Source organism: Streptomyces sp. bgisy159, assembly GCF_965341775.1.
Lineage (GTDB): Bacteria > Actinomycetota > Actinomycetes > Streptomycetales > Streptomycetaceae > Streptomyces.
In genome coordinates this window covers 19356-43993 of record NZ_CBDQZH010000032.1, presented here as the reverse complement: position 1 = coordinate 43993, position 24638 = coordinate 19356, and the positions used below count along the sequence as shown (strand labels likewise).

18 protein-coding genes and 1 pseudogene are annotated in these 24638 nt (G+C 70.8%); 6 read left to right on the top strand and 13 right to left on the bottom strand.

Translation table 11 applies throughout. The features are described from left to right. Positions 1-67: 67 nt before the first annotated feature. The 3 genes from ACSLTV_RS26080 (at position 68) to ACSLTV_RS26070 (ending at position 5063) form a co-directional block, all read left to right on the top strand. Positions 68-1348, top strand: a complete 1281-nt coding sequence (locus tag ACSLTV_RS26080; RefSeq protein ID WP_432135900.1) for a ribonuclease D — start codon at positions 68-70, stop codon at positions 1346-1348. A gap of 368 nt (positions 1349-1716) precedes the next feature. Beyond that, positions 1717-2937, top strand: a complete 1221-nt coding sequence (locus tag ACSLTV_RS26075; protein ID WP_432135901.1) for a thiolase family protein — start codon at positions 1717-1719, stop codon at positions 2935-2937. Further along, positions 2934-5063, top strand: a complete 2130-nt coding sequence (locus tag ACSLTV_RS26070; protein ID WP_432135902.1) for a 3-hydroxyacyl-CoA dehydrogenase NAD-binding domain-containing protein — start codon at positions 2934-2936, stop codon at positions 5061-5063. The genes ACSLTV_RS26075 and ACSLTV_RS26070 overlap by 4 nt, the downstream gene beginning before the upstream one ends. Positions 5064-5317: 254 nt before the next feature. On the opposite strand, the gene ACSLTV_RS26065 is transcribed toward ACSLTV_RS26070, so the two are convergent. Then, on the bottom strand, positions 5318-6334 hold the full coding sequence (locus tag ACSLTV_RS26065) for a hypothetical protein (protein ID WP_432135903.1): 1017 nt from the start codon (positions 6332-6334) through the stop codon (positions 5318-5320). Between the two features lie 72 nt (positions 6335-6406). On the opposite strand from ACSLTV_RS26065, the gene ACSLTV_RS26060 reads away from it, so the two are divergent. Next, on the top strand, positions 6407-6778 hold the full coding sequence (locus ACSLTV_RS26060; RefSeq protein ID WP_432135904.1) for an NTP pyrophosphohydrolase: 372 nt from the start codon (positions 6407-6409) through the stop codon (positions 6776-6778). Between the two features lie 147 nt (positions 6779-6925). On the opposite strand, the gene dxs is transcribed toward ACSLTV_RS26060, so the two are convergent. The 8 genes from dxs to ngcE form a co-directional block, all read right to left on the bottom strand. After that, positions 6926-8848, bottom strand: a complete 1923-nt coding sequence (gene dxs / locus ACSLTV_RS26055; RefSeq protein ID WP_432135905.1) for a 1-deoxy-D-xylulose-5-phosphate synthase — start codon at positions 8846-8848, stop codon at positions 6926-6928. 193 nt (positions 8849-9041) lie between these two features. Then, positions 9042-10385 (bottom strand): sugar ABC transporter permease, encoded by a 1344-nt coding sequence (locus ACSLTV_RS26050; RefSeq protein WP_432135906.1) that lies wholly within the window; start codon positions 10383-10385, stop codon positions 9042-9044. After that, positions 10382-11173 (bottom strand): ATP-binding cassette domain-containing protein, encoded by a 792-nt coding sequence (locus ACSLTV_RS26045; protein WP_432135907.1) that lies wholly within the window; start codon positions 11171-11173, stop codon positions 10382-10384. Before ACSLTV_RS26045 ends, ACSLTV_RS26050 begins: the two co-directional genes overlap by 4 nt. Before the next feature lie 266 nt (positions 11174-11439). Continuing rightward, entirely contained in the window at positions 11440-12525 is a 1086-nt protein-coding gene (locus ACSLTV_RS26040) for a sugar ABC transporter substrate-binding protein (protein ID WP_432135908.1), read from the bottom strand. A gap of 134 nt (positions 12526-12659) precedes the next feature. Further along, positions 12660-13871 (bottom strand): ROK family transcriptional regulator, encoded by a 1212-nt coding sequence (locus tag ACSLTV_RS26035; protein ID WP_432135909.1) that lies wholly within the window; start codon positions 13869-13871, stop codon positions 12660-12662. Positions 13872-14494: 623 nt separating this feature from the next. Continuing rightward, a complete protein-coding gene (locus tag ACSLTV_RS26030) occupies positions 14495-15412 on the bottom strand; it encodes a carbohydrate ABC transporter permease (RefSeq protein WP_432135910.1) in 918 nt (305 codons plus the stop codon). 1 nt (position 15413) lies between these two features. Continuing rightward, entirely contained in the window at positions 15414-16340 is a 927-nt protein-coding gene (locus tag ACSLTV_RS26025) for a carbohydrate ABC transporter permease (protein WP_432158404.1), read from the bottom strand. A 16-nt stretch (positions 16341-16356) separates the two neighbouring features. Then, positions 16357-17808 carry an N-acetylglucosamine/diacetylchitobiose ABC transporter substrate-binding protein gene (ngcE, locus tag ACSLTV_RS26020; RefSeq protein WP_435612989.1) on the bottom strand — a complete coding sequence of 484 codons (1452 nt, stop codon included), beginning with the start codon at positions 17806-17808 and terminating at the stop codon, positions 16357-16359. A 232-nt stretch (positions 17809-18040) separates the two neighbouring features. Here ngcE and ACSLTV_RS26015 point away from each other — a divergent pair, with 232 nt between their 5' ends. Further along, positions 18041-18565: a hypothetical protein gene (locus tag ACSLTV_RS26015; RefSeq protein ID WP_432135927.1), complete on the top strand. Its 525-nt coding sequence runs from the start codon at positions 18041-18043 to the stop codon at positions 18563-18565. A gap of 4 nt (positions 18566-18569) precedes the next feature. After that, positions 18570-20525 (top strand): alpha-glucuronidase, encoded by a 1956-nt coding sequence (locus ACSLTV_RS26010; protein ID WP_435612988.1) that lies wholly within the window; start codon positions 18570-18572, stop codon positions 20523-20525. On the opposite strand, the gene ACSLTV_RS26005 is transcribed toward ACSLTV_RS26010, so the two are convergent. From ACSLTV_RS26005 to ACSLTV_RS25990, 4 genes and pseudogenes are all read right to left on the bottom strand, one after another. Continuing rightward, positions 20471-20704 carry a Beta-galactosidase C-terminal domain gene (locus tag ACSLTV_RS26005; RefSeq protein ID WP_432135928.1) on the bottom strand — a complete coding sequence of 78 codons (234 nt, stop codon included), beginning with the start codon at positions 20702-20704 and terminating at the stop codon, positions 20471-20473. The genes ACSLTV_RS26010 and ACSLTV_RS26005 overlap by 55 nt on opposite strands. A gap of 59 nt (positions 20705-20763) precedes the next feature. Continuing rightward, positions 20764-21441 (bottom strand): annotated as a pseudogene (locus ACSLTV_RS26000) (hypothetical protein); the annotation flags it as partial. Next, positions 21438-22949 carry a GH39 family glycosyl hydrolase gene (locus ACSLTV_RS25995; protein ID WP_435612987.1) on the bottom strand — a complete coding sequence of 504 codons (1512 nt, stop codon included), beginning with the start codon at positions 22947-22949 and terminating at the stop codon, positions 21438-21440. The pseudogene ACSLTV_RS26000 and the gene ACSLTV_RS25995, both read right to left, overlap by 4 nt. Beyond that, complete coding sequence (locus ACSLTV_RS25990) at positions 22946-24598, bottom strand: ABC transporter substrate-binding protein (protein WP_435612986.1); 1653 nt, start codon at positions 24596-24598, stop codon at positions 22946-22948. The genes ACSLTV_RS25995 and ACSLTV_RS25990 overlap by 4 nt, the downstream gene beginning before the upstream one ends. Positions 24599-24638: the final 40 nt, after the last annotated feature.

The window sequence follows — 24638 nt, the reverse complement described above, 5'->3', positions numbered from 1 at the left end:
CCCCTCGGTGCCCGTCGACGGAACGTTCCGTCGGCGGGCGCCGTCCGCACACGGATACCCTTGACAGGTGACCGACGCCCAAGAAACCGCAGCAGCCAGCTCACTGCGAACCACCGGAGGCGCCCCTCCGGACGACGGCGGATCTACTGCTCAAGGGGCGCCGACACCATTGCTGGAGCCCCGTGAGGGCATCCCACCGGTGATCGCCGACGAGACCGCCCTCGCCGAGGTGATCGCCGCCTTCGCCGAAGGGCAGGGCCCCGTCGCCGTCGACGCCGAGCGCGCCTCCGGCTACCGGTACGGGCAGCGCGCGTACCTCGTCCAGTTGCGCCGCGAGGGCGCCGGCTCCGCGCTGATCGACCCCGTCGCCTGCCCCGACCTCTCCGCGCTCGGCGACGCCCTCGCCGACACCGAGTGGGTGCTGCACGCCGCCACCCAGGACCTGCCGTGCCTGCGCGAGATAGGCATGGTGCCGACCACCCTGTTCGACACCGAGCTGGCGGGCCGGCTCGCCGGGTTCCCCCGGGTCGGACTCGGCGCGATGGTCGAGAGCGTGCTCGGCTTCGTCCTGGAGAAGGGCCACTCCGCCGTCGACTGGTCCACCCGCCCGCTCCCCGAGCCCTGGCTGCGCTACGCCGCGCTGGACGTCGAACTGCTCGTCGACCTGCGCGACGCGCTGGAGAAGGAGCTGGACCGGCAGGGCAAGCTGGACTGGGCCCGACAGGAGTTCGCGGCGATCGCGGCCGCGCCGCCCGCCGAGCCCCGCAAGGACCCGTGGCGGCGCACCTCCGGCATGCACAAGGTGCGGCGGCGCCGGCAGCTGGCCGTCGTACGGGAGCTGTGGCAGACCCGGGACCGGATCGCTCAGCGGCGTGACGTCTCGCCGGGCAAGGTGCTGTCCGACGCGGCGATCGTGGAGGCGGCGCTCGCCCTTCCGGGCACGGTGCACGCGCTGGCCGCGCTGAACGGCTTCGGGCACCGGATGGGGCGGCGGCAGCTGGAGCAGTGGCAGGCCGCCGTCGACCGGGCCAGGGCGCTGTCCGACGCCCAGCTGCCGCAGCCGGGGCAGCCGGTGACCGGGCCGCCGCCGCCGCGGGCGTGGGCCGACAAGGACCCGGCGGCCGCGGCGCGGCTGTCGGCGGCTCGGGCCGCCGTGTCGGCCCTGGCCGAACAGCTGAACATGCCGCAGGAGAACGTGATCACACCGGACACCGTGCGGCGGGTCTGCTGGGAGCCGCCGAAGGCGGTCAGCGAGGAGTCCGTCTCGGACGCGCTGTCCGGCCACGGCGCCCGGCCGTGGCAGGTCGAGCTGGTCACGCCGGTCCTGGTGGCGGCGTTGTCCGCGTAGCCGTAGCGAGAGAACCGACCAGGGGCGGCAGGACGACCGGGATCGCTGCCGCCGAGAGGGGCCCAGTGGGCGCCGAGGGGTTCCTCGAAGCGGAACGAGGGCGTCGAGATCGCGCCAAGATCCTGGAGCGGCATGGCAGGGAAGGAGACGTGGAAGGCGTGGTGGACGGTGGTCGACGGCGCACGCCGTCGTCGAGCCGACCGGAAGCGTCCCGCCGATCGTCCACGGCTCCCCCGAAGGTGTGACGTTCGCCGCTTGGACCTCCGGGGCTGGGCAGCTACGTTACCCACAAGTAGCATGGGCCTGAGCGCGCGCTCAGCGCATGCGCACCGCAGTAGTGCCTATCCCGCACCTGGAGGAGAGCCATCGTGCCTCGTACCGTCAGGGACGTCGTCTTCGTCGACGGCGTCCGCACCCCGTTCGGCAAGGCGGGCCCGAAGGGCATCTACCACGAGACCCGCGCCGACGACCTCGTCGTGAAGGCGATCCGGGAGCTGCTGCGGCGCAACCCCGGTCTCGACCCCAAGAAGATCGACGAGGTCGCCGTCGCCGCGACCACGCAGATCGGCGACCAGGGCCTGACCCTCGGCCGCACCGCCGGGATCCTCGCGGGCCTGCCGACCTCCGTCCCGGGCTACTCCATCGACCGCATGTGCGCCGGCGCCCTGACCGCCGTGACCACGGTCGCCGGTTCGGTCGCCTTCGGTGCCTACGACGTCGCCGTCGCCGGCGGTGTCGAGCACATGGGCCGCCACCCGATGGGCGAGGGCGTCGACCCCAACCCGCGGTTCGTGAGCGAGAAGCTGGTCGACGAGTCGGCGCTGTTCATGGGCATGACCGCCGAGAACCTGCACGACCGCTACCCGCAGATCACCAAGCTGCGCGCCGACGAGTACGCGGTGCGCTCGCAGGAGAAGGCCGCCAAGGCGTACGCCAACGGCAAGATCCAGGCCGACCTGGTCCCGATCTCCGTGCGCCGCACCAACCCGGAGGCCGGCGAGACCGGCTGGGGCCTGGTCACCGCCGACGAGCCGATGCGCCCGGGCACCACCCTGGAGAACCTCTCCGGTCTCAAGACCCCGTTCCGCGTCCACGGCCGGGTCACCGCCGGCAACGCGGCCGGTCTGAACGACGGTGCCACCGCCTCCCTGATCGCCTCCGAGGACTTCGCGCGCGAGAACGGCCTGCCGGTCAAGATGCGCCTGGTCTCCTACGCCTTCGCGGGCGTCGAGCCGGAGGTCATGGGCTACGGCCCGATCCCGGCGACGGAGAAGGCCCTCGCCCAGGCGGGGCTGTCCATCTCCGACATCGGCCTGTTCGAGATCAACGAGGCGTTCGCCGTCCAGGTCCTGGCCTTCCTGGACCACTACGGCATCGCGGACGACGACGAGCGCGTCAACCAGTACGGCGGCGCCATCGCCTTCGGCCACCCGCTGGCCTCCTCCGGCGTCCGGCTGATGACCCAGCTGGCCCGCCAGTTCGAGGAGCAGCCGCAGGTCCGCTACGGCCTGACCACCATGTGCGTCGGCTTCGGCATGGGCGCGACGGTCATCTGGGAGAACCCGCACTTCGACGGAGGCACCAAGTGAGCACCACCGCTGAGCTCCTGAAGGGCGCGGCCGAGCTGTTCCCCGACGAGGTCGTGACGCAGGCGCACGTACGCCACCTCGACCTGCCGTCCGGCGCCGGGCGGTTCGCCCTGATCACGCTGGACAACGGCTTCGACCACACCAAGCCGACCACCTTCGGCCCGGCCTCGCTGGCGAACCTCAACGTCGCGATCGACCAGGTCGAGGCGGAGGCCGCGGCCGGCGACATCGTCGGCGTCGGCATCACCGGCAAGCCGTTCATCTTCGCCGTCGGCGCCGACCTCAAGGGCGTCGAGCTGCTCAAGGAGCACAAGGACGCGCTGGCCATCGGCAAGGGCGGCCACGAGGTGTTCAAGCGCCTCGCGGGCCTCGCCGTGCCGACCTTCGCGTACTACAACGGCGCCGCGATGGGCGGCGGTGTCGAGGTGGGTCTGCACTGCACCTACCGCACCGTCTCCAAGGCGCTGCCGGCGTTCTCCCTGCCGGAGGTCTTCCTCGGCCTGGTTCCCGGCTGGGGCGGCTGCACCCTGCTGCCGAACCTGATCGGCGCCGAGAAGGCCGTCTCGGTCATCATCGAGAACAGCCTCAACCAGAACAAGCAGCTCAAGGGCAAGCAGGTCTACGAGCTCGGGATCGCCGACGCGCTCTTCGAGGGCGCCGACTTCCTGGAGCAGTCGCTGATCTGGACGGCGTCCGTCCTCAAGGGCGAGATCGTCGTCGAGCGCCCGGCGATCGACCGCGGTGAGGCCTGGGACCAGGCCGTGGCCAAGGGCCGTTTCGTCGCGGACTCCAAGGTGCACGGCGCGGCCCCGGCCGCCTACCGCGCGCTGGACATCATCGCCGCCGCCAAGAACGGCGACCTGCAGCAGGGCTACGACGCCGAGGACCAGGCGCTCGCCGACCTGATCATGGGTGGTGAACTGCGCGCCGGCATCTACGCGTTCAACCTGGTGCAGAAGCGCGGCAAGCGCCCGGCGGGCGCACCGGACAAGAACCTGGCGCGCCCCGTCACCAAGGTGGGCGTGGTCGGCGCCGGCCTGATGGCCTCTCAGCTCGCCCTGCTCTTCCTGCGCCGTCTGGAGGTGCCGGTCGTGCTGACCGACATCGACCAGGAGCGTGTCGACAAGGGTGTGGGCTACGTCCACGCCGAGATCGACAAGCTGCTCGGCAAGGGCCGGATCAACCAGGACAAGGCCAACCGGCTCAAGGCGCTGGTCTCCGGTGTCCTGGACAAGGCGGAGGGCTTCGCGGACGCCGACTTCGTCATCGAAGCCGTCTTCGAGGAGATCGGCGTCAAGCAGCAGGTCTTCGCGGAGGTCGAGGCGGTCGCCCCGGCGCACGCGATCCTGGCGACGAACACCTCCTCCCTGTCCGTCAGCGAGATGGCGTCGAAGCTGAAGCACCCGGAGCGGGTCGTCGGCTTCCACTTCTTCAACCCGGTCGCGGTGCTGCCGCTGCTGGAGATCGTCCGCGGCGAGAAGACGGACGACGCGTCGCTGGCGACCGCCTTCGCCGTGGCCAAGAAGCTGAAGAAGACGGCCGTCCTGGTCAAGGACGCCCCGGCGTTCGTGGTGAACCGCATCCTGACCCGCTTCATGGGCGAGGTGCAGAACGTCATCGACGAGGGCACCCCGGTCGAGGTCGCGGAGAAGGCGGTGGAGCCGCTCGGCCTGCCGATGTCCCCGCTGGTGCTGCTGGAGCTGGTCGGCCCGGCCATCGGTCTGCACGTGTCGGAGACGCTCAACCGGGCGTTCCCGGACCGCTTCAGGGTCTCCCCGAACCTCAAGGCGGTCGTCGAGGCCGGCAAGCGCGGCTTCTACGTCTACGACAGCGGCAAGCCGGAGCTGGACCCGGAGGTCGCCGCGCTGCTCAAGCAGGGCGATGCCGTCCTGACCGAGGAGCAGGTGCGCGCCCGGGTGCTGGAGGCGGTGGCGCAGGAGATCGGGCTGATGCTCGACGAGGGTGTCGTCGCCGAGGCGCAGGACGTCGACCTCTGCCTGATCACCGGTGCCGGCTGGCCCTTCCACCTGGGCGGCATCACGCCGTACCTGGACCGTGAGGGTGTCTCCGAGCGGGTGACCGGCAAGCGGTTCCTGGCTCCGGGCGTGGCCTCGGTTCCGGCGTGACGTCCGTGCACGAATGACGAGGGCCTCCGCTTCCGGGCGGAGGCCCTCTTCGTGTCGCCCGCTTCCGGGCGCCGCCGCTACTCGGCCTGCGGCCGGGCCGGTGCCCGGCTGCCGCGGCGAGCCGGGCCTTGCGTTCGCGTCCCCCGCCTCCCGGCGGACGACGCGCCTACGGGCGCGGTACCGGGCGCCACGCCCGCACGTCGAGGGGAGCCGATGGAGCCGCGTCAGGTGCGCGCGATACGGAGATCAGGTGATCACACCTCCTGCCACGCCGTCAGCGCCAGCCCCGGTTCCTCCTTGCGGCGGCTGATGAGCAGCTTGCCCGTCGACGGGGACAGCGCCGCGGCGACCACCCGGCCGTCGGCGTCCTGCGTGAGCGCCACCTCGGCGTCCGCCGGCAGCACGGGACCGGACTCGGTCCACACGGCACCGGCCGACTCGTCCTCGGTGGGGTACGCGGCGAACACGACCCGTCCGGCGGACGACCGCTGGGCGACCAACGTGCAGTCCAGCCCGTCGAGTTCGCAGCGCACCGCGGCGACCGGGCCGGGGCCCGCGGAGGCGACCAGCGGCACGGGCTTGCCGCCCGGCCGCCAGGCGCACACGTCTCCGGACTCGTCGGTGAAGAACAGCGTGGTGTGCTCCGCGGAGGTGGCCAGGGCGCGCAGGGTGCCGGGGCGGACCGCCGTCTGCGCCCGCTCCTCCACCACGAAGGGGGTGGCGGGCTTCTCCTGCCGCCAGTACAGGACGGCGCCGGGCACGGCCGCGTAGACCTCCATACGGCCGTCCTTGCCCGCGACCGCGGCGGGAGCGCCCTGGATGTCCTCGCCCCCGAAGTCGCGCCACGGGCCCCAGCCGCCCTTGACCGACTGGGCGCGCATGCTCAGTCCACCGGCCGCGTTGCGGAGGAAGACGTGGGCACGGCCCTGGTCGTCGACGGCGACGGAGGGATCGCCGGTGCGCTCTCCCTTGCCGTTCGGGTGACCGATGGGTTCCCAGTCCAGGGGCGCCAGCAGGGGCCTGAAGTGCGTGGAGTGCACCAGCCCGGATTCGCCGGGCACCGTGGGCCGCCATGACACCAGATGCCCGTAGGCGTCGATTCCCTGGCCGACGGAGAGCACCGGGTGCAGCCGCTGGTCGCCGCCGATCCTGCGCGGGGCGTCCCAGGCACCGCCCGGTGCCCGCTCCGCCCGGCACAGCACGGCGTCGCCGGAGAGCTGGTAGACGCTGAGGCGGCCGTCCCGGCCGCGTATGAGCCACTTGCCGTTCACCCGATCACTCTAAGCCGCCCGTCGTCGGCGGTGTGGGTGGGGCACCCCATCGGGCGTGCGAGGCTGGGCCCCATGGACCGCACCGCTGCCCTGCTCGTGATCGTCGACGCCGCGAACGTCGTCGGGTCGGTGCCCGACGGCTGGTGGCGGGACCGGCGCGGCGCCGCCGAGCGGCTCCGTGACCGGCTGGCCGCCGAGGGCCTGCCGGGGCGCCCCGGTCCGGTGGAGATCGTCCTCGTCGTGGAGGGCGCGGCGCGGGGCGTGGCCCCGGTGCCCGGCGTCCACGTCGAGTCCGCGCCCGGCAGCGGCGACGACCACATCGTCGCCCTCGTCGCCGAACGCGGTGCCCGCGCCTGCCTCGTCGTCACCGCCGACCGGGAACTACGCCGCAGGGTCGGCGAACTGGGCGCGGAGGTGACGGGCCCCCGGACGGTACGGGGATGAGCCGGCCGCGGACCGGCGGGTGACCGCTGCGGCAGGGGAACAGCACATCTGCTCACCGCCCGGCCGAGCCCACCGAAAAGGGGCGCGGGGAACTGCGCGACCAGCCCCCACGCGCCCGCGGGCGAAACCCGCGCCCCGCCCGGAGGGCTAGTCGCGGGCGGGCTCGACGGAGTCGACCGTGGTGCGGTCGAAGCGGCCGTCCAGCCTGGAGACCAGTCCGGTGACCTGGCGGGCGATGTCGGGCGCGGTCAGCCCGATCTCGGCCATGACCTCGGCCCGCGACGCGTGGTCGAGGAAGCGCGGCGGAATGCCGAAGTCCCGCAGCGGCACGTCCACACCCGCGTCGCGCAGCGCCTGCGCGATCGCCGAACCGACACCGCCGACGCGGGAGTTGTCCTCGACGGTCACGACCACCCGGTGCCGCTCGGCGAGCGGGGCCATCGCCTCGTCGACCGGCTTGACCCACCGCGGGTCGACGACGGTCGTGGAGATGCCCTGCCGGTCGAGCAGCGCGGCGACCTCCAGGCACATCGGCGCCAGCGCGCCCACCGACACCAGCAGCACGTCCGGCGTGTCCGTGCCCGGCTCCCGCAGCACGTCCATGCCGCCGACCCGGCCAACGGCGGGCACCGCGGGCCCGACGGCGCCCTTGGAGAACCGCACGACGGTCGGCGCGTCGTCGACGGCGACGGCCTCGCGCAGCTGCGCCCGCACCTGGTCCGCGTCGCGCGGCGCGGCCAGCCGCAGCCCCGGCACCACCTGGAGGATCGACATGTCCCACATGCCGTTGTGGGAGGCGCCGTCGGTACCGGTGATCCCGGCCCGGTCGAGCACGAAGGTCACCCCGCACCTGTGCAGGGCGACGTCCATCAGCACCTGGTCGAAGGCGCGGTTGAGGAAGGTGGCGTAGACGGCGAAGACGGGGTGCACCCCGGCGTGCGCGAGACCGGCCGCGGACACGGCGCCGTGCTGCTCGGCGATGCCGACGTCGTAGACCCGGTCGGGGAAGGCCTTGGCGAACTTGTCCAGGCCGACCGGCTGGAGCATGGCCGCGGTGATGGCGACGACGTCCTCGCGCTCCTTGCCGAGGGCGACCATCTCCTCGCCGAAGACGGAGGTCCAGTCGGCGCCGGAGGAGGCGATGGGCAGACCGGTGTCGGGGTGGATCTTGCCGACGGCGTGGAAGCGGTCGGCCTCGTCCTGGAGGGCGGGCTGGTAGCCGCGGCCCTTCTCGGTGAGGCAGTGCACGATGACCGGCCCGCCGAAGCGCTTCGCCCGCGCCAGCGCCGACTCCAGCGCCTCGATGTCATGGCCGTCGATGGGGCCGACGTACTTCAGGCCCAGGTCCTCGAACATGCCCTGCGGGGCGATGAAGTCCTTCAGGCCCTTCTTGGCACCGTGCAGCGTGTCGAACAGCGGTTTGCCGACGACGGGGGTCTTCTCCAGCACCTCCTTGGTGCGGGCGAGGAACCGCTCGTAGCCGTCGGTCGTGCGCAGCGTGGCCAGGTGGTTGGCGAGGCCGCCGATGGTGGGCGCGTAGGAGCGCTCGTTGTCGTTGACGACGATGACCAGCGGGCGGTCCTTGGCGTCGGCGATGTTGTTGAGCGCCTCCCAGGCCATACCGCCGGTGAGGGCGCCGTCACCGATGACGGCGACGACGTGGCTGTCGCGTTCGAGCAGCTGGTTGGCCTTGGCGATGCCGTCGGCCCAGCCGAGCACCGTGGAGGCGTGGCTGTTCTCGATGACGTCGTGCTCGGACTCGGCCTGCGAGGGGTAGCCGGACAGGCCGCCCTTCATCTTCAGCTTGGAGAAGTCCTGCCGGCCGGTGAGCAGCTTGTGCACGTAGGACTGGTGGCCGGTGTCCCACAGCACCTTGTCCTTCGGCGACTCGAAGACCCGGTGCAGGGCGATGGTCAGCTCGACCACGCCGAGGTTGGGGCCGAGGTGGCCGCCGGTCTTGGAGACGGCGTCGACGAGGAAGGTCCGGATCTCCCCTGCCAGCTGGTCCAGCTCCTCCAGGCTGAGCCGGTCCAGATCGCGCGGTCCCGTGATGCGGGTCAGCAGCGGCACCCGTGCCTCCTTGCAGTAGAGCTGATCGAGCTGTTGCCGGGCTTGTCGAGTCTAATGTTCCGCCCCGGCGGTGGGTTCCCGGCCCATGCGTCATAGGTCACGCGATCGGCCGTACCCAGGTTGAGCCCGTCCTATGACAGGGCTGTGCCCGGCACCTGACCGGTGCCGGGCACAGGGGGCGCTGGGCGCGGGGTCAGCCGCGGCCGGACGCCTTCTGGCTCTTGCGGGAGATCGAGTCGATGACGACCGCGCCGAGCAGAACACCACCGGTGATCATGTACTGGATCGAGGTGTTCATGTTCAGCAGGTCCAGACCGGTCTGGATGGACTGGATGACCAGCATGCCGAGGAGCGCGGACCACACGGTGCCGCGGCCGCCGAAGAGGCTGGTGCCGCCGATGACCGCCGCGGCGATGGCGAGCATCAGGGTGTTGCCGCCGCCGGCGTTCAGCGTGGCGCTCGCGGTCTGGCCGGCGAAGAACATACCGCCGACCGCCGCGAAGCCGCCGGCGATGGCGAACACGGTGATGCGGATCATCGGCACGTTGATACCGGCGCGCCGGGCCGCCTCGATGCCGCCGCCGACCGCGAAGACCTTCCGGCCGTACGTGGTGCGGCGGAGCACGAAGTCCATGACGACCAGCGCCGCCAGGAAGATCACCAGGGCGTTGGAGACACCGCGGGCGTTGTTGAGCACGGCGGCGGACACGAAGGACGCGACAGCCAGCAGGCCGACCCGGATCAGGATCTCGGCGGTCGTGCGGAACGGCACCCCGGCGGCCCGGCGGCGGCGCTGCTCGCCGAAGTTGCCGATGAGGCTGAGCGTCACCCCGAGGCCGGCCAGCAGGTAGGCGCCGATGATCGCCTGGTCCATGAAGAAGGAGTTCTGGCCGAGCAGGTGGATCGGGCCGCTCTCCGAGGGGATGTTGATGGTGCCGCTGGAGCCCAGCAGCCACAGCATCAGACCGTTCCACCCGAGGAAGCCGGCCAGGGTGACCACGAACGCCGGTACGCCGATCTTCGCGAAGAACCAGCCGTGCAGGGCGCCGATGCCGAGACCGGTCAGCACCGTCAGGACCAGCGAGAGCCACGGGTTCATCGAGTGGTCGACCACGAACACGGCGAACACCGTGGAGGCCAGACCGCTGACGGAGCCGACGGACAGGTCGATCTCACCGAGCAGCAGGACGAACACCAGGCCGATGGCCAGCATGCCGGTGGCCGCCATGAAGTAGCTGATGTTGGAGAGGTTGTCCGCGCTCAGGAAGCGGTCGTTCTTCACCTGGAAGATCGTCCAGATGATGATCAGGCCGAGGACCACCGGCAGCGAGCCGAGCTCACCGCCCCTGACCTTGCGGATGAACTCGGTCCAGTAGCCCCTCAGGCCCTCTTCGCGGACCAGCAGCCGCGGGTCGACGACGGCGACCGGCGCGGCCGTGGGGTCGTCGGCGGGCGCGACGGTTTCCTGGTGCAGCGCGCCGTCCGTCTTCTCCACCTCGGGCGTCTCGCCCTTCACGCTCTTGGACGTGTCGCTCACTTTGCCGCCTCCGTGCTGCGACGCCCCGCACGACGGGTCACGGCGTTGTCCGTGGCACCCGTGATCGCGGCGATGATGTCTTCGTGGCTGGTGTCCTTCACCGGGAAGGAGCCGTTGTTCTTGCCCAGGCGCAGCACGGCGACGGTGTCCGCGACCGCCTTGACGTCGGCCATGTTGTGGCTGATGAGGATGACGGCGAGGTTGCGCTCGCGCAGCCGCTCCACCAGGTCGAGGACCTGGGCGGTCTGCTCGACGCCGAGGGCGGCGGTGGGCTCGTCGAGGATGACCAGCTTGGGCTCGCCGATCAGGGCGCGGGCGATGGCCACGACCTGGCGCTGGCCACCGGAGAGGCTCGCGATCGGGATGCGCACGCTCGGGATGCGGATGGAGAGCGTCGACAGCAGTTCGCGGGCGTTCTTCTCCATCGTCACCTCGTCGATGACGCCGCGGTGCAGCAGCTCGCGTCCGAGGTAGAGGTTGCCGACCACGTCCAGGTTGTCGCACAGGGCGAGGTCCTGGTAGACCGTCGCGACGCCGAGTCCCTGGGCGTCGTGCGGCTTGTTGATGTTGACCGGCTTGCCCTCCCACTCGATGACGCCCTCATCGATGGGGTGGACACCGGCGATCGTCTTGACCAGGGTCGACTTCCCTGCGCCGTTGTCGCCCACCAGGGCGACCACTTCTCCGGCGTGAACCTCCAGCTCGACGTCGGTGAGTGCCTGCACCGCACCGAATCGCTTGGAGACTCCGCGCAACGCCAGCACGGGCGTAGCGGACACGTGAACCATCTCCTTCGCCGCCTGACCGGCGGGGATGCCGCGCTGTGGGACAGGCGCGGAGGGGTGTGCTGGACGGGCCGGCCGAGGGGGGGCGGCCGCGTCGGCGCACTTGGTTTACAGGATGAACGAGGGCGAGTGCGTCGCGCTCGGCGACGGTGCTCCATCCGGCGCCCGCCCCGCAGCGGGGTCGAGGGCGGCGCGGGCGCCGGAGGGGTCTCGCGGGGCCGCCGGGCGGTCACGGGGACCGCCCGGCGGCCGTGCGGCCGTACGGCCTGTTACTGCAGGCCGGCGGCCTTGCAGGCGGCGGCGTACTCGGGGGTGCAGATCTGCGCGACGGTGTACAGGCCGTCCTTGACGACCGTGTCCTTGATGTTGGCCTTGGTGACCGACACCGGGGTCAGCAGCTGCGAGGGGACCTTGTCGCCGGAACCGCTGGTCAGCTCCTGGGTGGCCAGGGACTTGATGTCCTTGCCCTCCAGCAGGTTGACCGCGAGCTGGGCGGCGGCGTCGGCCTCGGGCTTGAAGGCCTTGTAGACGGTGGAGGACTGGGTGCCGGCGACGATGCGCTGGATGCCCGCGAGCTCCGCGTCCTGACCGGTCAGCGGGATGCCGCTGATGCCGGCGCCCTTGAGGGTGTTGGCGATACCACCGGCCATGCCGTCGTTGGCGGCGTAGACGCCGGCGATGTTCTTCGCGCCCAGCTGGGTGATCGCGGCGGACATCTTCTGCGCGGCGATGGTGTCCTTCCACAGGCCGGACTGCTCGTAGGCGATGTCGACCTTGCCGTCGAGGGCGTTGTGGGCGCCCTTCTTGAACTGGCCGGCGTTCGGGTCGGCGTCGTCACCGTTGATCATGACGACCTTCGCCTGCGGGTTGGCCTTGGAGCCGAGCGCGTCGAGCAGCGCCTGGCCCTGCAGCTCACCGACCTTGACGTTGTCGAAGGAGACGTACGCGGAGACCGGGCCCTGGGCGAGGCGGTCGTACGCGATGACCTTGACGCCCTTGTCCACGGCGGACTTGATGGACGACTTGATCGCGGCCGAGTCCTGGGCGGAGATCACGATGACCTTCACGCCCTTGGTGACCATGGTGTTGACCTGCTGGGCCTGCTTGTTGGCGTCGGCCGCGGCGTTGGCGTAGTCGACGGTGCAGTCGGAGCAGAGCTCCTTCACCTTGGCCTCGAAGAACGGCTTGTCGAACTTCTCGTACCGGGCGGTGACGCTGTCGGGAAGCAGCAGGCCGATCGACTTGCTGTCGGACTTGCTGCCGCCGGAGTCGTTGTCGTCGTCGCCCGCCTTGCCGCACGCGGCAATCGACAGGGCCATGGACACGGCGGTGGCGCCGATCACGACTCTACGCATCGTTGCGTTCATTGGGTTGTGCCTCCCTGACAGGGCCGCAACGCTGCGGCCGAGGTGGCTGGAAGTCAACTCGGCCACACGTGCGACGTCAAGAAGTAAATACTTAACGAGATGGCAACGGCGTCATGCGTTCTCTAAGTGAAGGCGGGTGCGGCGGCTGGGAGCGGGCCCACACCGGTCCCGTCCAAAAGTGTCGAATCGCCCATCTCGCTCAACGCGAGGGCGAGCGCTCCGAGCACCTCGGCGCGACCACCAAGTGCCCCCGGGAGAACGGTGAGTTGACGCGCCGCACTGGGGATCGCATAGCGGCCGACGGACTCTCTGATGGGCCCGAGAACGAGCTCTCCGGCCTCGGCGAGATCACCGCCGAGGACCACCCTGCTCGGGTTCAGGAGGTTGCAGAGGTTGGCGACTCCACTGCCGATGTGGCGGCCGACGTCGGCGATCACCCGACGACAACCCGGGTCTCCGTCCTTGGCCAGCCGCACGACGCCTTCCATCGTCAGGCCGGTGCCGTGACTGGGCTGGAGGAGCGGTAGCACGTACCGTGCGGCCGCGAAGGTCTCCAGGCAGCCGCGATTCCCGCAGCGGCAGACCGGACCGGATTCATCCAGAGTAATATGTCCGATTTCTCCCGCGGTACCGCCGGGTCCTCGATAGATTTTGCCGTCTATCACCAGGCCGGCGCCGACACCGCTCGCGACCTTGATATATGCGAGATCACGCACGCCCCGGCCGCTGCCCCAGACCATCTCGCCGAGGGCCCCGAGGTTGGCGTCGTTGTCCACGTGGACCGGCACGCCGAGCCGTTCCCGCAACTCCTGGGCGGGCCGGGTGCCGATCCAGCCGGGCAGGATGGCGGACGAGCCCAGGGTGCCGGACTCCACGTCGATCGGACCGGGCACACCCAGGCCCACACCGGCGATCTTGTCGCGATCCACCCCGGTGGCTTCGACCAGCCGGGTGAACAGCTGCTCCGCCCGGTCGAAACCCTGCGTCGAGGAGGCGTCCACGTCGAGCGGCTCGGACTCCTCGGCGAGCACCTGGTGCGCCAGGTTGCCGATGGCGACCCGCAGATGCGTATGGCCGAAATCGATGCCGATGACGATGCCGGCGTCCCCGCTGAGCGAGACGCTGCGGGCGCGGCGGCCGCCGGCCGAGGTGGGGGTGACCTCGACGGTTCCGCCGTCCTTGAGTTCCCGGACGATATTGGAGACGGTGGCCGCGGACAGACCGGTCGTCCGGGCGATCTCCGCCTGGGTGAGGGATCCGGCCAGCCGGACGGCTCGCACCACCCGCTCCAGGTTGGCCCGATGCAGCGACGACTGCGACCCCGGAGTCTCCACGACGACCTCCTGCGCGCGGGGCCGCTTCGATGAGACCCCGTCTATGTCCAACTAGTGAACTCTAAGCTGAGCCGTTCGGGTTGCCTCCCGTCAAGAGGTTGAACAACATCCGCAGGATCGAACAAGGGTGCGTGCGAGGATCGCGGTGTGTGCGGAGACGGCTGCACGGCGTGGTGGAACGCCCGCTTCCGTGCGACCGGACCACGGTGTTATGCGGCAGTGTGGGCGGTTCGCGCGGCCCACCGCACCTTGAGAACGGAGGTTGAAGGCAAGCCCGCGTGCCTCCCCGGGGCGGCTCCGCACCGCGATCACCGCATGACACACCGTGGCCGGCGGGATCGCCGTGGCGAGGTCCCGGGCCCGGGACCGGCGCGCACGTGCCACTGGCCCAGTCGCGCGGCACAAGCGTCGACGCCGAGCTGTTCGAGCAGGCCCTGGAGGAGCGCGGCCGGGCGGTGCTGAAGCGGAGCCGGACGCTCCCCTCCCCGCGCGAGAAGGCGGAGATGTCGTACACCGTCGAGGCTCGCATCCCCGGATCGGCCGACGCCGGGGCGGCGCTCAAGGCGCCCCTGGGCAAGCTGCGGGTCGCGCCCCGGACCACCGCCCCTCGGACGTGCCCGTGGCTACTTCAGGGCGCCCGCCGTCAGCCCCGCCACCACCTGGCGCTGGAAGACGATGTACGCGCCCAGCACGGGCAGCATCGCCATGACCAGTCCGGCGAACAGACCCGACCAGTCCCCCTTGTAGCCCTGGCTGACCGCCAGCTGGACCAGGCCCTGGGTGAGGACGTGTTTGTCCGGGTCCGTGTTGAGGACCGTCGGCAGCATGTACTGGTTCCACTGGCCCAGGAAGTTGAAGATGCCGACGCTGATCAGGCCGGGCCTGGCCATGGGGAGCATGATCTGGAAGAACGTCCGGGTGTGCGAGGCGCCGTCGACGAACGCCGCCTCCGCGACGGAGGTCGGCAGGGTGCGGAAGAACGCGGTCAGGAAGAAGACCGTGAACGGCAGCGAGTACGCGATGTACACCAGGATCAGGCCGTGGATGGTGTTCAGCAGGCCCATGTTGTTCACGACGTAGAACAGCGGCACCAGCGCCAGCATGACCGGGAAGCTCATGCCGCCGATGAAGAGGAAGTAGATGAACCGGTTGCCCGGGAAGTCGAAGCGGGCCAGCACGTAGGCCGCCATCGAGCCCAGCACCAGGGTGCCGACGAGGGAGCCGCCCACCACCAGGACGGTGTTGAGGAAGTAGTCGCCCATGTGGGCGTCCGTCCAGGCCCGCGACCAGTTGTCGAGGTGCAGCTCACCGGGCAGCGACCAGGGCGAGGAGAAGATGGACCGGTCGTCCTTGAACGACGTCATCACCGCCCAGAGCAGCGGCAGCACGACCATGATCGCCCAGATCACCAGGACGCCGTGGGAGAAGGCGTTGAGCACCGCTCCCTCGGCCCTTCGGCGCCCGGTGCGCCGGCCGCCGGCGGGCGCGTCCGCCTTCGACACGGGGGTGGGGGCCGGGGCCGGCTTGTCCGTGGTCTTCAACTCAGTACTCCAGCCGCTCTCGACGGCCCAGCCGCAGCACCACCGCGGCGAAGGCCAGCGTGACGACGAGCAGGGCGACGCCGATGGTGGTGGCGTAGGCGGCCTGACCGTCCCGGAAAGCCTTCTGGTAGACGTACAGGACCAGCACCGTGGTCGAGTAGTCGGGGCCGCCGGGCCCGGTCGTCATGATCTGGACGACCGCGAACGACTCGGCACCCAGGGCGAGGATGCCCAGATAGACCCAGCCGGAGCGCACGGTGTCCCACAGCAGCGGCAGGGTGACCCGGAAGAACGTGGTGGCACGCCCGGCCCCGTCGAGCAGCGCGGCCTCGTACAGGTCCACGGGGATCGACGCCATGCCGGCCGAGAACAGCACCACGAAGAAGCCGACCGTCGACCAGACCAGCACCGCCATCACGGCCCACAGGGCGAGGTCGGGGTCGCCCAGCCAGAGCGGCTGGACGCCGTCCAGGCCGATGCCGCGCAGCACCGAGTTGACGGCGCCGCTGTCCGGGTTGTAGGCGAAGGCGAACAGCAGGGCGACGATGGCGATGGAGAGCACCTGCGGGAAGAAATAGACGATCTTGTAGAAGGACGAGCCCCGCACTCCGGTGATCGCGGGGCCGCCCTTCCGCCGGCGCCCGCCGACATTGATCATGAAGGCGAGGAACAGTGCCAGAGCGATCGTCACCACGGGCAGCACGAAAGCGAACACCAGGCTGTGGCGCAGGGACTTCCAGAAGATGTCGTCATGGAGCATCCGCCGGTAATTGTCCAGGCCCACCGTCTCGAATTCGGGACTCAGTCCCGTCCAGTCCGTGAAGGAGTAGTAGATGGACTGGACGAAGGGCCAGATGACGAAGAGCGCGTACAGTCCCAGGGGCAGCGCCAGAAACCCCACGATGAAACGGTACTTGCCGTGCTGCATCGCGTCACCGGCGCCTTCACTGGTGTTTGTAGTGCTTGATCGACGTGTCCTTCGCCGCCTCGTCGGCGAATTGCTGGATCTTCCGCACGGTCTCGGCGGGGGTGAGCCGGCCCGCCATCATCTCGCCGAGGCCGGCGACCCCGATCTTCTCCTTCTGCAACTGCACGTACCAGTCCTGCAGCCGCGGATTCACCACGTTGTCGCCGGCTTTCTCCAGCGCCGCGACCCCCGACTTCAGGCCGGGGGTGAGGTCGAGCCCGTCAGTGCCGCCGTTGTACGCGGTGAGCGACTTGACCTTGGCGGTGAAGTTCCTGGAGGACGCCTCGCCGAGCATGACGCGCAGCTGCTCCATGCCGCCGGTGCCGTTGCTCGCCTTGGCCGGCACGACGAACGGTTCGCCGCCGGAGGCCCAGATGGCGCCGAAGGGCATCTTGTCGGAGCCGTCGATGCCGGTGGGCGCCGAGACGGCGAGGTCGAAGTCGGCGGGGATGACGTTCGCCGACTCGTTCTCCACCCAGGAGCCGTTGGGCAGGAAGAGCGCCTTGCCCTGGGCCCACGCGGTCTGCGACTGGATGTGGTCGAGGCCGGGGGTGCCGCGCAGGACGTAGCCCTTCTTGTAGAGCTCGTAGTAGGCCTCGAAGCAGGTCTTGACCGCCGGGTGCTTCCAGGCGTTCGGCTCCAGGTTGTCGATGGCGTCGAGGACTTCCCGGCCGCCGACCTTGGCGATCATCGGGTAGAGGGAGAAGGGGATGTAGTACGGGTACTTGCCCGCGTACGTCCAGCCCGCCATGCCCTTCTTCTTCGCCTTCTCGCACACCGCGAGCATCTGGTCCCAGGTCTCCGGGTACCGCTCGTCCAGCGCGTCCAGCGCCTTCTGCGAGTACCAGACGCCGTAGACCGTGTAGGCGTAGTACAGGATCCACACCGGGTCGCCGTCGAACTGGCCCATCTCGACGATGCCCGGGCGCAGGGTGTCGCGGACCTTCTTCTCCGGGTCGTCGTAGGAGGGCGCGTCGAGCAGCGGGGTGAGGTCGGCGAGCTGCTTCTTGCCGACGAGGACGCCCATGTCCATCTGCTCGGCGCCGGAGTTGTCGATGAGGTCGGGCGGGGTGCCCTGGTTGAACCGGGGCTGCAGGGTGGACTGGATCTTCTGGGTGGCGGAGAACTTCACCTCGGCGTCGGGGAAGTTCCGTTCGTAGACCTTGACCGCGTCCTCGGCGTACTCCTTGCCGAATCCGCCGTCGAACAGTACGAACTCCATGGTCGCGGTGGCGTTCACGCCGAGGGGGTTCTTCGCGGTCTTCTCGCCCGATTTCGCCTTTTCCTCGCTCCCGCCGCCGCTGCTGGCACAGGCGGAGAGGAAACCCGTCGCCGGGACGGACATCAGACCGAGTACGGCGGACCTCTTGATCAGATCGCGGCGGCCGACGCCCGTCGGCCCGTGGTTCGCTGCGGAGGTGGATCCCATGCTCAAGTCCTCGCCTTCTCCAGGAACGGGTCAAGCTGGGTCGTGCAGGAAACGCCGACAGGTATAGTCCACTTCCCGCCAGGACAGCAAGATCGGGCGCAAGGTCGGGCGGTGGTCTTTTCCGAGTCGAGACCTGTCGGAAATACGACTGCGCGTACCGCGGGCCATGGTTGAGAATGTTCGGGCCGCCCGTGATCGACGGGCGCTCCGGCACGAGGAGGGGGAAGTGCGGATGAGCTTCGTCGGCAGGCTGGCGGCGGTGGCCGGCGGCACGGTGCTCGCGGCGGGGGCCCTGGCCGCGACGGCGGCTCCGGCACAGGCGTACAGCCCGAACCCGTCGATGGCCAAGTACTACTACGACACCGACGGCTGCCCCTGCAGCGGCGGCAACCTGACCGACCCGTTCGACGGCACGTACTTCGCGCACGACGCCGGCGGTCTCGCGGTGAAGATGGAACTGACCCGGTCGGGCGCGTTCCTCGGCAAGGTGGAGTTCCACCCCTACGGCGAGAAGCTGTGGGTGTACGACACGGCCAACGACGGTGACGGCTACTACGTGAAGGTGAGCTACACCTCCGGCGGCACCACCCACAACCTGGGCCCCTTCACCCCGCCCGGCACCAGCGCGGTCCTGGACTACTCGGTGAAGGACCTGGACATCCCCGAGGGCGCCTACGTGGACATCTCCGTCTACGACGACGCCGGTCTGAGCGACCTGATCGGTGCCGCGCGCGGCACCGGCGCGGCCGTCGCCTGACGCCGTGGCCACCGCCGTGGATCCGGCCTGGCTGCCGCCGCAGGTGTGGCGCCCGCTGGGCCGCAGGCGGGTCGCCGTCCGGGGCTCCGGCCCGCTCGTGGAGACGGTGCGCGCCGAAGTGACCGACGCCTGCGGGCGGTTCGGCGGCGAGGTGGTCCGGGAGGAACCGTACGACCTGCTGCTGGAGCTGCGCGCGGACGCGGCACCGGACGAGCTCGGTGACGAGGGGTTCGCCTGCGCCCGGGACGACGGGCCGACCACGGTCACCGCGTCGGGTCAGCACGGCCTGCTGCACGGGCTGTTCCACGTGGTGCGGCTCGGCGAGCGGGCGTTCTCCGGGCGGTGGGAGCGGCGCGTCCACCGCCCGGCGGTCGCGCTGCGCGTGCTGGACCACTGGGACAACGTCGCCGTGCACCCCGTGATGGGCCAGGTGGAGCGCGGCTACGCGGGCGGCTCGCTCTTCTGGCGGGAGGGGTCGGCCCGCGGCGACACCGGACGGCTCCGCGCGTACGCCAGGCTGCTCGCGGCCTGCGGGATCAACGCGATCACCGTCAACAACGTCAACGTGCACACCGTCGAGGCCCGCCTGCTGACCGACCGCGTCGCCGAGGTCGCCGAGATCGCCGACGCGGTGCGGCCGTACGGCGTGCGGGTGCACCTGGCGGTGTCCTTCGCCTCGCCGGTGGTGCTCGGCGGTCTGGACACCGCCGACCCGCTCGACGAGGGGGTGCGGCGCTGGTGGGCCGAGGCGGCCGAGCGGGTGTACGCGGCGATCCCGGACTTCGGCGGGTTCGTGGTGAAGGCCGATTCCGAGGGCCGGCCGGGCCCGTTCGGCTACGGGCGCAGCCACGCCGACGGCGCCGGCGCGCTGGCCGCCGCGCTCGCCCCGTACGGCGGCACGGTCCGCTGGCGGGCGTTCGTCTACGACCACCGGCAGGACTGGCGGGACCGCTCCACGGACCGGGCGCGGGCGGCTTACGACCATTTCGCCCCGCTGGACGGGCGGTTCGCCGGCGACACCGTGCTCCAGGTCAAGCACGGTCCGATGGACTTCCAGGTGCGCGAGCCGGTCTCCCCGGTCCTCGGCGCGCTGCCGCGCACCCGGCTGGCGGTGGAGTTCCAGGCCACGCAGGAGTACACCGGGCAGCAGCGGCACGTGTGCTGGCTCGGACCGATGTGGAGCGAGGTGCTGCGGTTCCGGCTCGGCGACGAGTCGGTCGGGGATCTCGCCGACGCCTTCGCCGCCGTGTCCAACGTGGGTGACGACCCCCACTGGACGGGGCATCCGCTGGCCCAGGCGAACCTGTACACCTTCGGGCGGCTGGCCTGGCAGCCGGACGCCGACCCGGCCGCCGTCCTGGAGGAGTGGATCGCGCTCACCTTCCCGGCCGCCCCGGAGCGGCTGGCGGACGGGCTGCGGGCGGTGCTGGCCGGCTCCTGGCGGACGTACGAGAAGTACACGGCTCCGCTGGGCGTGGGGTTCATGGTGCAGCCGGGGCACCACTACGGGCCGAGCGTCGACGGCTACGAGTACAGCCCGTGGGGCACCTACCACTTCGCCGACCGCGACGGAGTCGGCGTCGACCGCAGCGTGGCGACCGGCACCGGTTACGCGGGCCAGTACCCGAAGCCCTGGTCGCGGCTGTACGAGTCGCCGCGGACCTGCCCCGACGAACTGCTGCTGTTCTTCCACCATGTCCCGTACGGGCACGTCCTGCACAGCGGGAAGACGGTGATCCAGCACATCTACGACACCCGCTTCGAGGGCGTCGAGGAGGTCGAGGAGGCCCGCCGGGTGTGGGCGGGCCTAGCGGACCTGGTCGACCCGGCGTGGCACGCGCGCGTGAGCGAGCGGTACGAGGAGCAGTTGCGGTCGGCACGCGAGTGGCGGGACCAGCTCAACAGCTACTTCCTGCGCAAGTCGGGGGTGCCGGACGCGCGGGGCCGCCGGATCCACTGAAGCCGCAGGACGGACACGCCGAGCGGGTCCAGGTCGAGCGGGTCGCCCTGGTCGACCCGCTTTCCGGTGAGCAGGTCGCCGGCGGCGGCGTGCGCGGTGAGGGCTGCCGGTCGGGTGGTGTGGTCGAGGAGGAACAGCAGGCGGTCGCCGTCCGGGGTGACCCGGGTGGCGGTCTCCACACAGGGGGTGTAGCGGTGGGACCAGGAGGCTGTCCACCAGGCGTCGTTGAGGGCTTGGGTGCGGTGAAGTCCTCCCGGGTCTCGGCGATCACCGGGCGACTGCTGTGCAGCAGGGAGAGCAGCAGGGGCGCGGCGAGCAGGGCGGGCAGGGCTTCGGTGAGTACGGCGGTCAGACCGGCGGCGAGGATCAGCAGGGAGGCCGCCGCGAGGGTGACCCGGCCGTGCCGGGCCAGGAAGTACGCGGCGAGGCGGGCGGTGTCGCGGGCCCGGAAGGTGAACAGCGACGTCAGGATCAAGGCGTGCGCGCCCCACAGCAGGGCGACGGCGCCGGTCAGCGCGACCAGGGCGGCCCACCAGCCCGGCAGGCCGGTGGCGGCGAAGTGGGTCAGGGTGAAGGCGATGACGGTGAGCCAGGCCAGCAGCGGCGCCCACAGCTTCAGCGCGGGCCGTGCGTTGAGCCGCCAGCCGCGGGCGTAGACGCGGGCCGGGTGCAGGTCGGTCAGGTCGCGGCCGCGGTGGTGCAGGGCGTAGACGGCGGCGGCCAGGGCGGGGCCGAGCGGGAGCAGGCAGAGCGCGGCGAGCGGCAGGTTGGCGGGGTCGCCGCCGAGCAGGAACAGTGCGGCCAGGCCCGGTGAGGCGGCGGCGAGCAGGAGGGCCTGGGTGGTGAGCAGGGTGTGGATCAGCGCGGTGGCGCGGGAGAGGACGCCGGTGCCGAAGTCGGTGACCGTGCCGCTCATGACGGCTCCCGGCCGAGCAGCCGGCGCTCGTCCCACCAGGGCGGGGTCTCGTCGGCCGGCGGGGTCAGCTCCACGAGGGTGATCTCGTGGCGGGCCAGGGTGAGACGCAGGTCGGCGCGGCCGCCGGTGAGAGGAAGCCGGGTGTGGGCGCGGGCGGGCTCGGCGGCCTCGTGCAGGACGTCGAGCTGTCCCGGTTTCGGGGAGCGGGGGCCGCCCATGTGCCGCCAGGCGGTGTAGGCGTTGCCGTGCTCCTCGTCGACGGTGGAGCGCCGGACGAAGGTCTCCCCCGCTCCCCCTACGGGCACCGACAACCGCAGCTCGTGCCGCTCGGGGCCGGGTGTCGTACCGCTCGGGTCGACCGGCGCCCAGGCCAGCACGGTGACCCGGCCGTCCCGATGGCGGGTGACGAGGTGGTCGTCGCCCCGGGCGAGCAGGTCGGCGCCCATCCGCGCCATGAACGCGTACAGGTGGTAGGTGGGCTTGCGCACCTGCCGGTGGGTGAGCAGCCCGAAGCCGCCGTGGAAGAGGGCGGTGGGCACGCCCGCCTCCTCGAACATGTCGCTGAAGGTCCAGTACGAGAAGGAGTCGGCGAGGTCGCCGCCGGAAGCGAGCACGGGGGCGAGGTAGGCGGCGTTGAACGCCGTGTCGTGGATCGGGTTGTCCGGGCAGTAGGAGGAGTTGAACTCGGTGATATGGACCGGGAGTTCGGCGTACCGGGTGCCCTTGAGCTGTTGTCGCGGGGTGCCGAACTGGTGCAGCAGGTCGCTCGCCGGGGCGAGGGTCTGGTGGGATCCGAAGGGCACGTGCTGGGCGGGGCCGGAGGTGTAGGCGTGGCGGGAGACGAAGTCGAGGGGTACCTCGTGCTCGGCGGTGAACTCGGCGAAGCGGACGAGCCAGGGGTCGGCGCCGGGTGAGATCGCCGGTCCGCCCACCCGGAGGCCGGCGTCGACCTCCTTGACGGTGTGCGCGGTGATCTCGTAGAGCCGGTGGTACGCCTTCTCGTCGGCGTCCTGCCAGAAGTCGGTCAGGTTGGGTTCGTTCCACACCTCGATGGGCCAGGTGCGGACCTCGTCGAGGCCGTAGCGGTCGACGAGGTGGGTGAGGGTGGCGCGGACCAGGGCGGCCCACTGACGGTGGTCGCGGGGCGGGGTGACGTTGCCGCGCCACCAGAAGACGGTCTGCTCGCCGGAGGCCAGCCCGTCGGGCATGAAGCCGAGTTCCAGGAAGGGGCGGACACCGAGGCCGAGCCAGGCGTCGAGGATCTGGTCGACGTAGGTGAAGGAGTGGTGGTCGTGGCGGGCGCCCTGCCACTCGTAGGGCCGGTGGACGCCCATGCCGTCGCTGAGCAGGCCGTGGCCGCGGATGTACCGGAAGCCGATGTCCCGCTGGAGCAGGGCGAGGGAGTCCTGGTGGTCGCGGCGGAGGGCGAGCTCGGTGCGGCCGGTGCCGACGCAGTGGCGCCAGGCGTCGGACAGACGGCCGACCGGGGTGCCGGGGACGTGGATCACCCGTTCTCCTTCTTGAAGCGCGCGTACGCCTTGTTGTGCAGGTCGATCAGCCGGTCCATGTTCTTCGCCTTCAGCTCGGCGACGTAGTCGTCCCACTCGGACAGGGGGCGCTTGCCGAGGGCGAACCGGAGGGTGTTCTGGAAGACGTGGTCCCGCAGCGGGGTGTCCCACAGGGTGGCCTGTTCCTGTTCGACCGACTGCAAGGGGTGCGCGGGGTCGACGGGGAGCTGCCGGCGTCGGGACATCGCGTCCTGGAACTTCTTCTCGTCGGGCGTGAAGGAGGAGGAGACCAGGGCCCAGCTGCCGCCGTAGGAGAAGACGCCGTTGGAGAAGCCGTAGTCCCGCTGGAGGTTCTTCGGGGCGCCCGGGTCGGAGCCCATCAGGTCGATGCCGTCCTCGAGCTCGTAGCGCCCGCCGGACTCGGTGTAGGTGACGTCCCGCACGCCCCACTTGGCGAACCGCTGGCCCTCGTCGGAGTACCACAGCCAGTCCACGAACTGCATCAGGGCGACGAAGCTGTCGCCTTTGAGGGCCTCGCGGGAGATCATCAGCCCGTTCTCCAGGCGGGCGCCGCCCAGCACCACGGGTCCGGCCGGGCCGAGCGGGACCGGGACCATCTCGATCGCCGAGCCCTTCACCTGGCGACGGAGGTTGTAGCGGTAGTTCTGCACCAGCTCCTGCGGGTTGGCGCTGATCGCGAAGGACTTCTCGGCGAGCAGCTTCTCGGTCGCCTCGTCGTCGGTCTGGGTGAAGCTCTCGGGGTCCATGAGCTTCTCGTCGACGAGCTTGCGCAGGAACTCCAGCATCTGCCGGTAGGCGTCCGTGGCGCCGGTGAAGACGTACTCGCCCTTGCGCCGGTCCCAGCTGGTGTTGAGGTACGACCAGCCGGCCCGCACGCCGTACGCCTGGCCGAGGTAGCCGAGCAGCGCCCCGGCAGAGTGGGGCGGGTTGCTCCACCGGTCGGAGAAGGGGTAGCGGTCGGGGTACTCGGCCCTGATGGCCCTGAAGACGGTGTACACCTCGTCCCAGGTGGTCGGCAGGGCGAGGCCCAGGCGGTCGAGGACGTCGGTGCGCAGCGACAGGGAGTAGCCCGACTTGACCTTCTCGTGCAGGCCGGGCAGCAGGTAGTACTTGCCGTCCGACTGGCGCAGCGAGTCCAGCTCGGGCTGGAGCGCCCATCTCCTGACCTTGTCCCGGAAGTTGGGCATGAGGTGGACGTAGTCGCTGACGGGCAGGACCGAGCCGGAGGAGACGAAGGGGGCCTCCTGGCCGGGGTAGGTCTTGGGGATCAGCAGCGGGGCGTCGCCCGCGCCGATGAGCAGGCTGCGCTTCTTGTCGTAGTCGCTGGACGGGACGGTGGTGGCCTTGAGGGTGACGCCGGTGCGCCGGGCCAGCTCCTTCCAGAACAGCCAGTCCGGCTTCAGCGGGTAGTTGGGCATGTTGTTGTGCAGCAGAGTGAAGGACAGCGCGGTCGTCGCCTTGAACTGCTGTCCTGCGCGGTAGTCCTTCATCGCGCCGTGCTGCTTCTCGGCCAGGTCCTTGGTGTCCCCGCCGTCGTCACCGCCGCCGCAGCCGGTGGGGGTGGCGAGGCCGGCGAATCCGGCGGCGGCGAGGATCTGGCGCCGCGACAGCTTGCCTGTGTTGGGCACGGACACTCCCTTGTTCGGTGAGCGGGACGGGAGAGCGGAA

What these genes read in the sequence shown, in the direction of transcription:
- ACSLTV_RS26015 (WP_432135927.1), top strand. Translation starts at nt 18,041, where the DNA reads ATGAGCTTCGTCGGCAGGCTGGCGGCGGTGGCCGGCGGCACGGTGCTC.
- ACSLTV_RS26060 (WP_432135904.1), top strand. Translation starts at nt 6,407, where the DNA reads ATGGACCGCACCGCTGCCCTGCTCGTGATCGTCGACGCCGCGAACGTC.
- ACSLTV_RS26040 (WP_432135908.1), bottom strand. Translation starts at nt 12,525, where the DNA reads ATGCGTAGAGTCGTGATCGGCGCCACCGCCGTGTCCATGGCCCTGTCG.
- ngcE (WP_435612989.1), bottom strand. Translation starts at nt 17,808, where the DNA reads ATGGGATCCACCTCCGCAGCGAACCACGGGCCGACGGGCGTCGGCCGC.
- ACSLTV_RS26045 (WP_432135907.1), bottom strand. Translation starts at nt 11,173, where the DNA reads ATGGTTCACGTGTCCGCTACGCCCGTGCTGGCGTTGCGCGGAGTCTCC.
- ACSLTV_RS26025 (WP_432158404.1), bottom strand. Translation starts at nt 16,340, where the DNA reads ATGCAGCACGGCAAGTACCGTTTCATCGTGGGGTTTCTGGCGCTGCCC.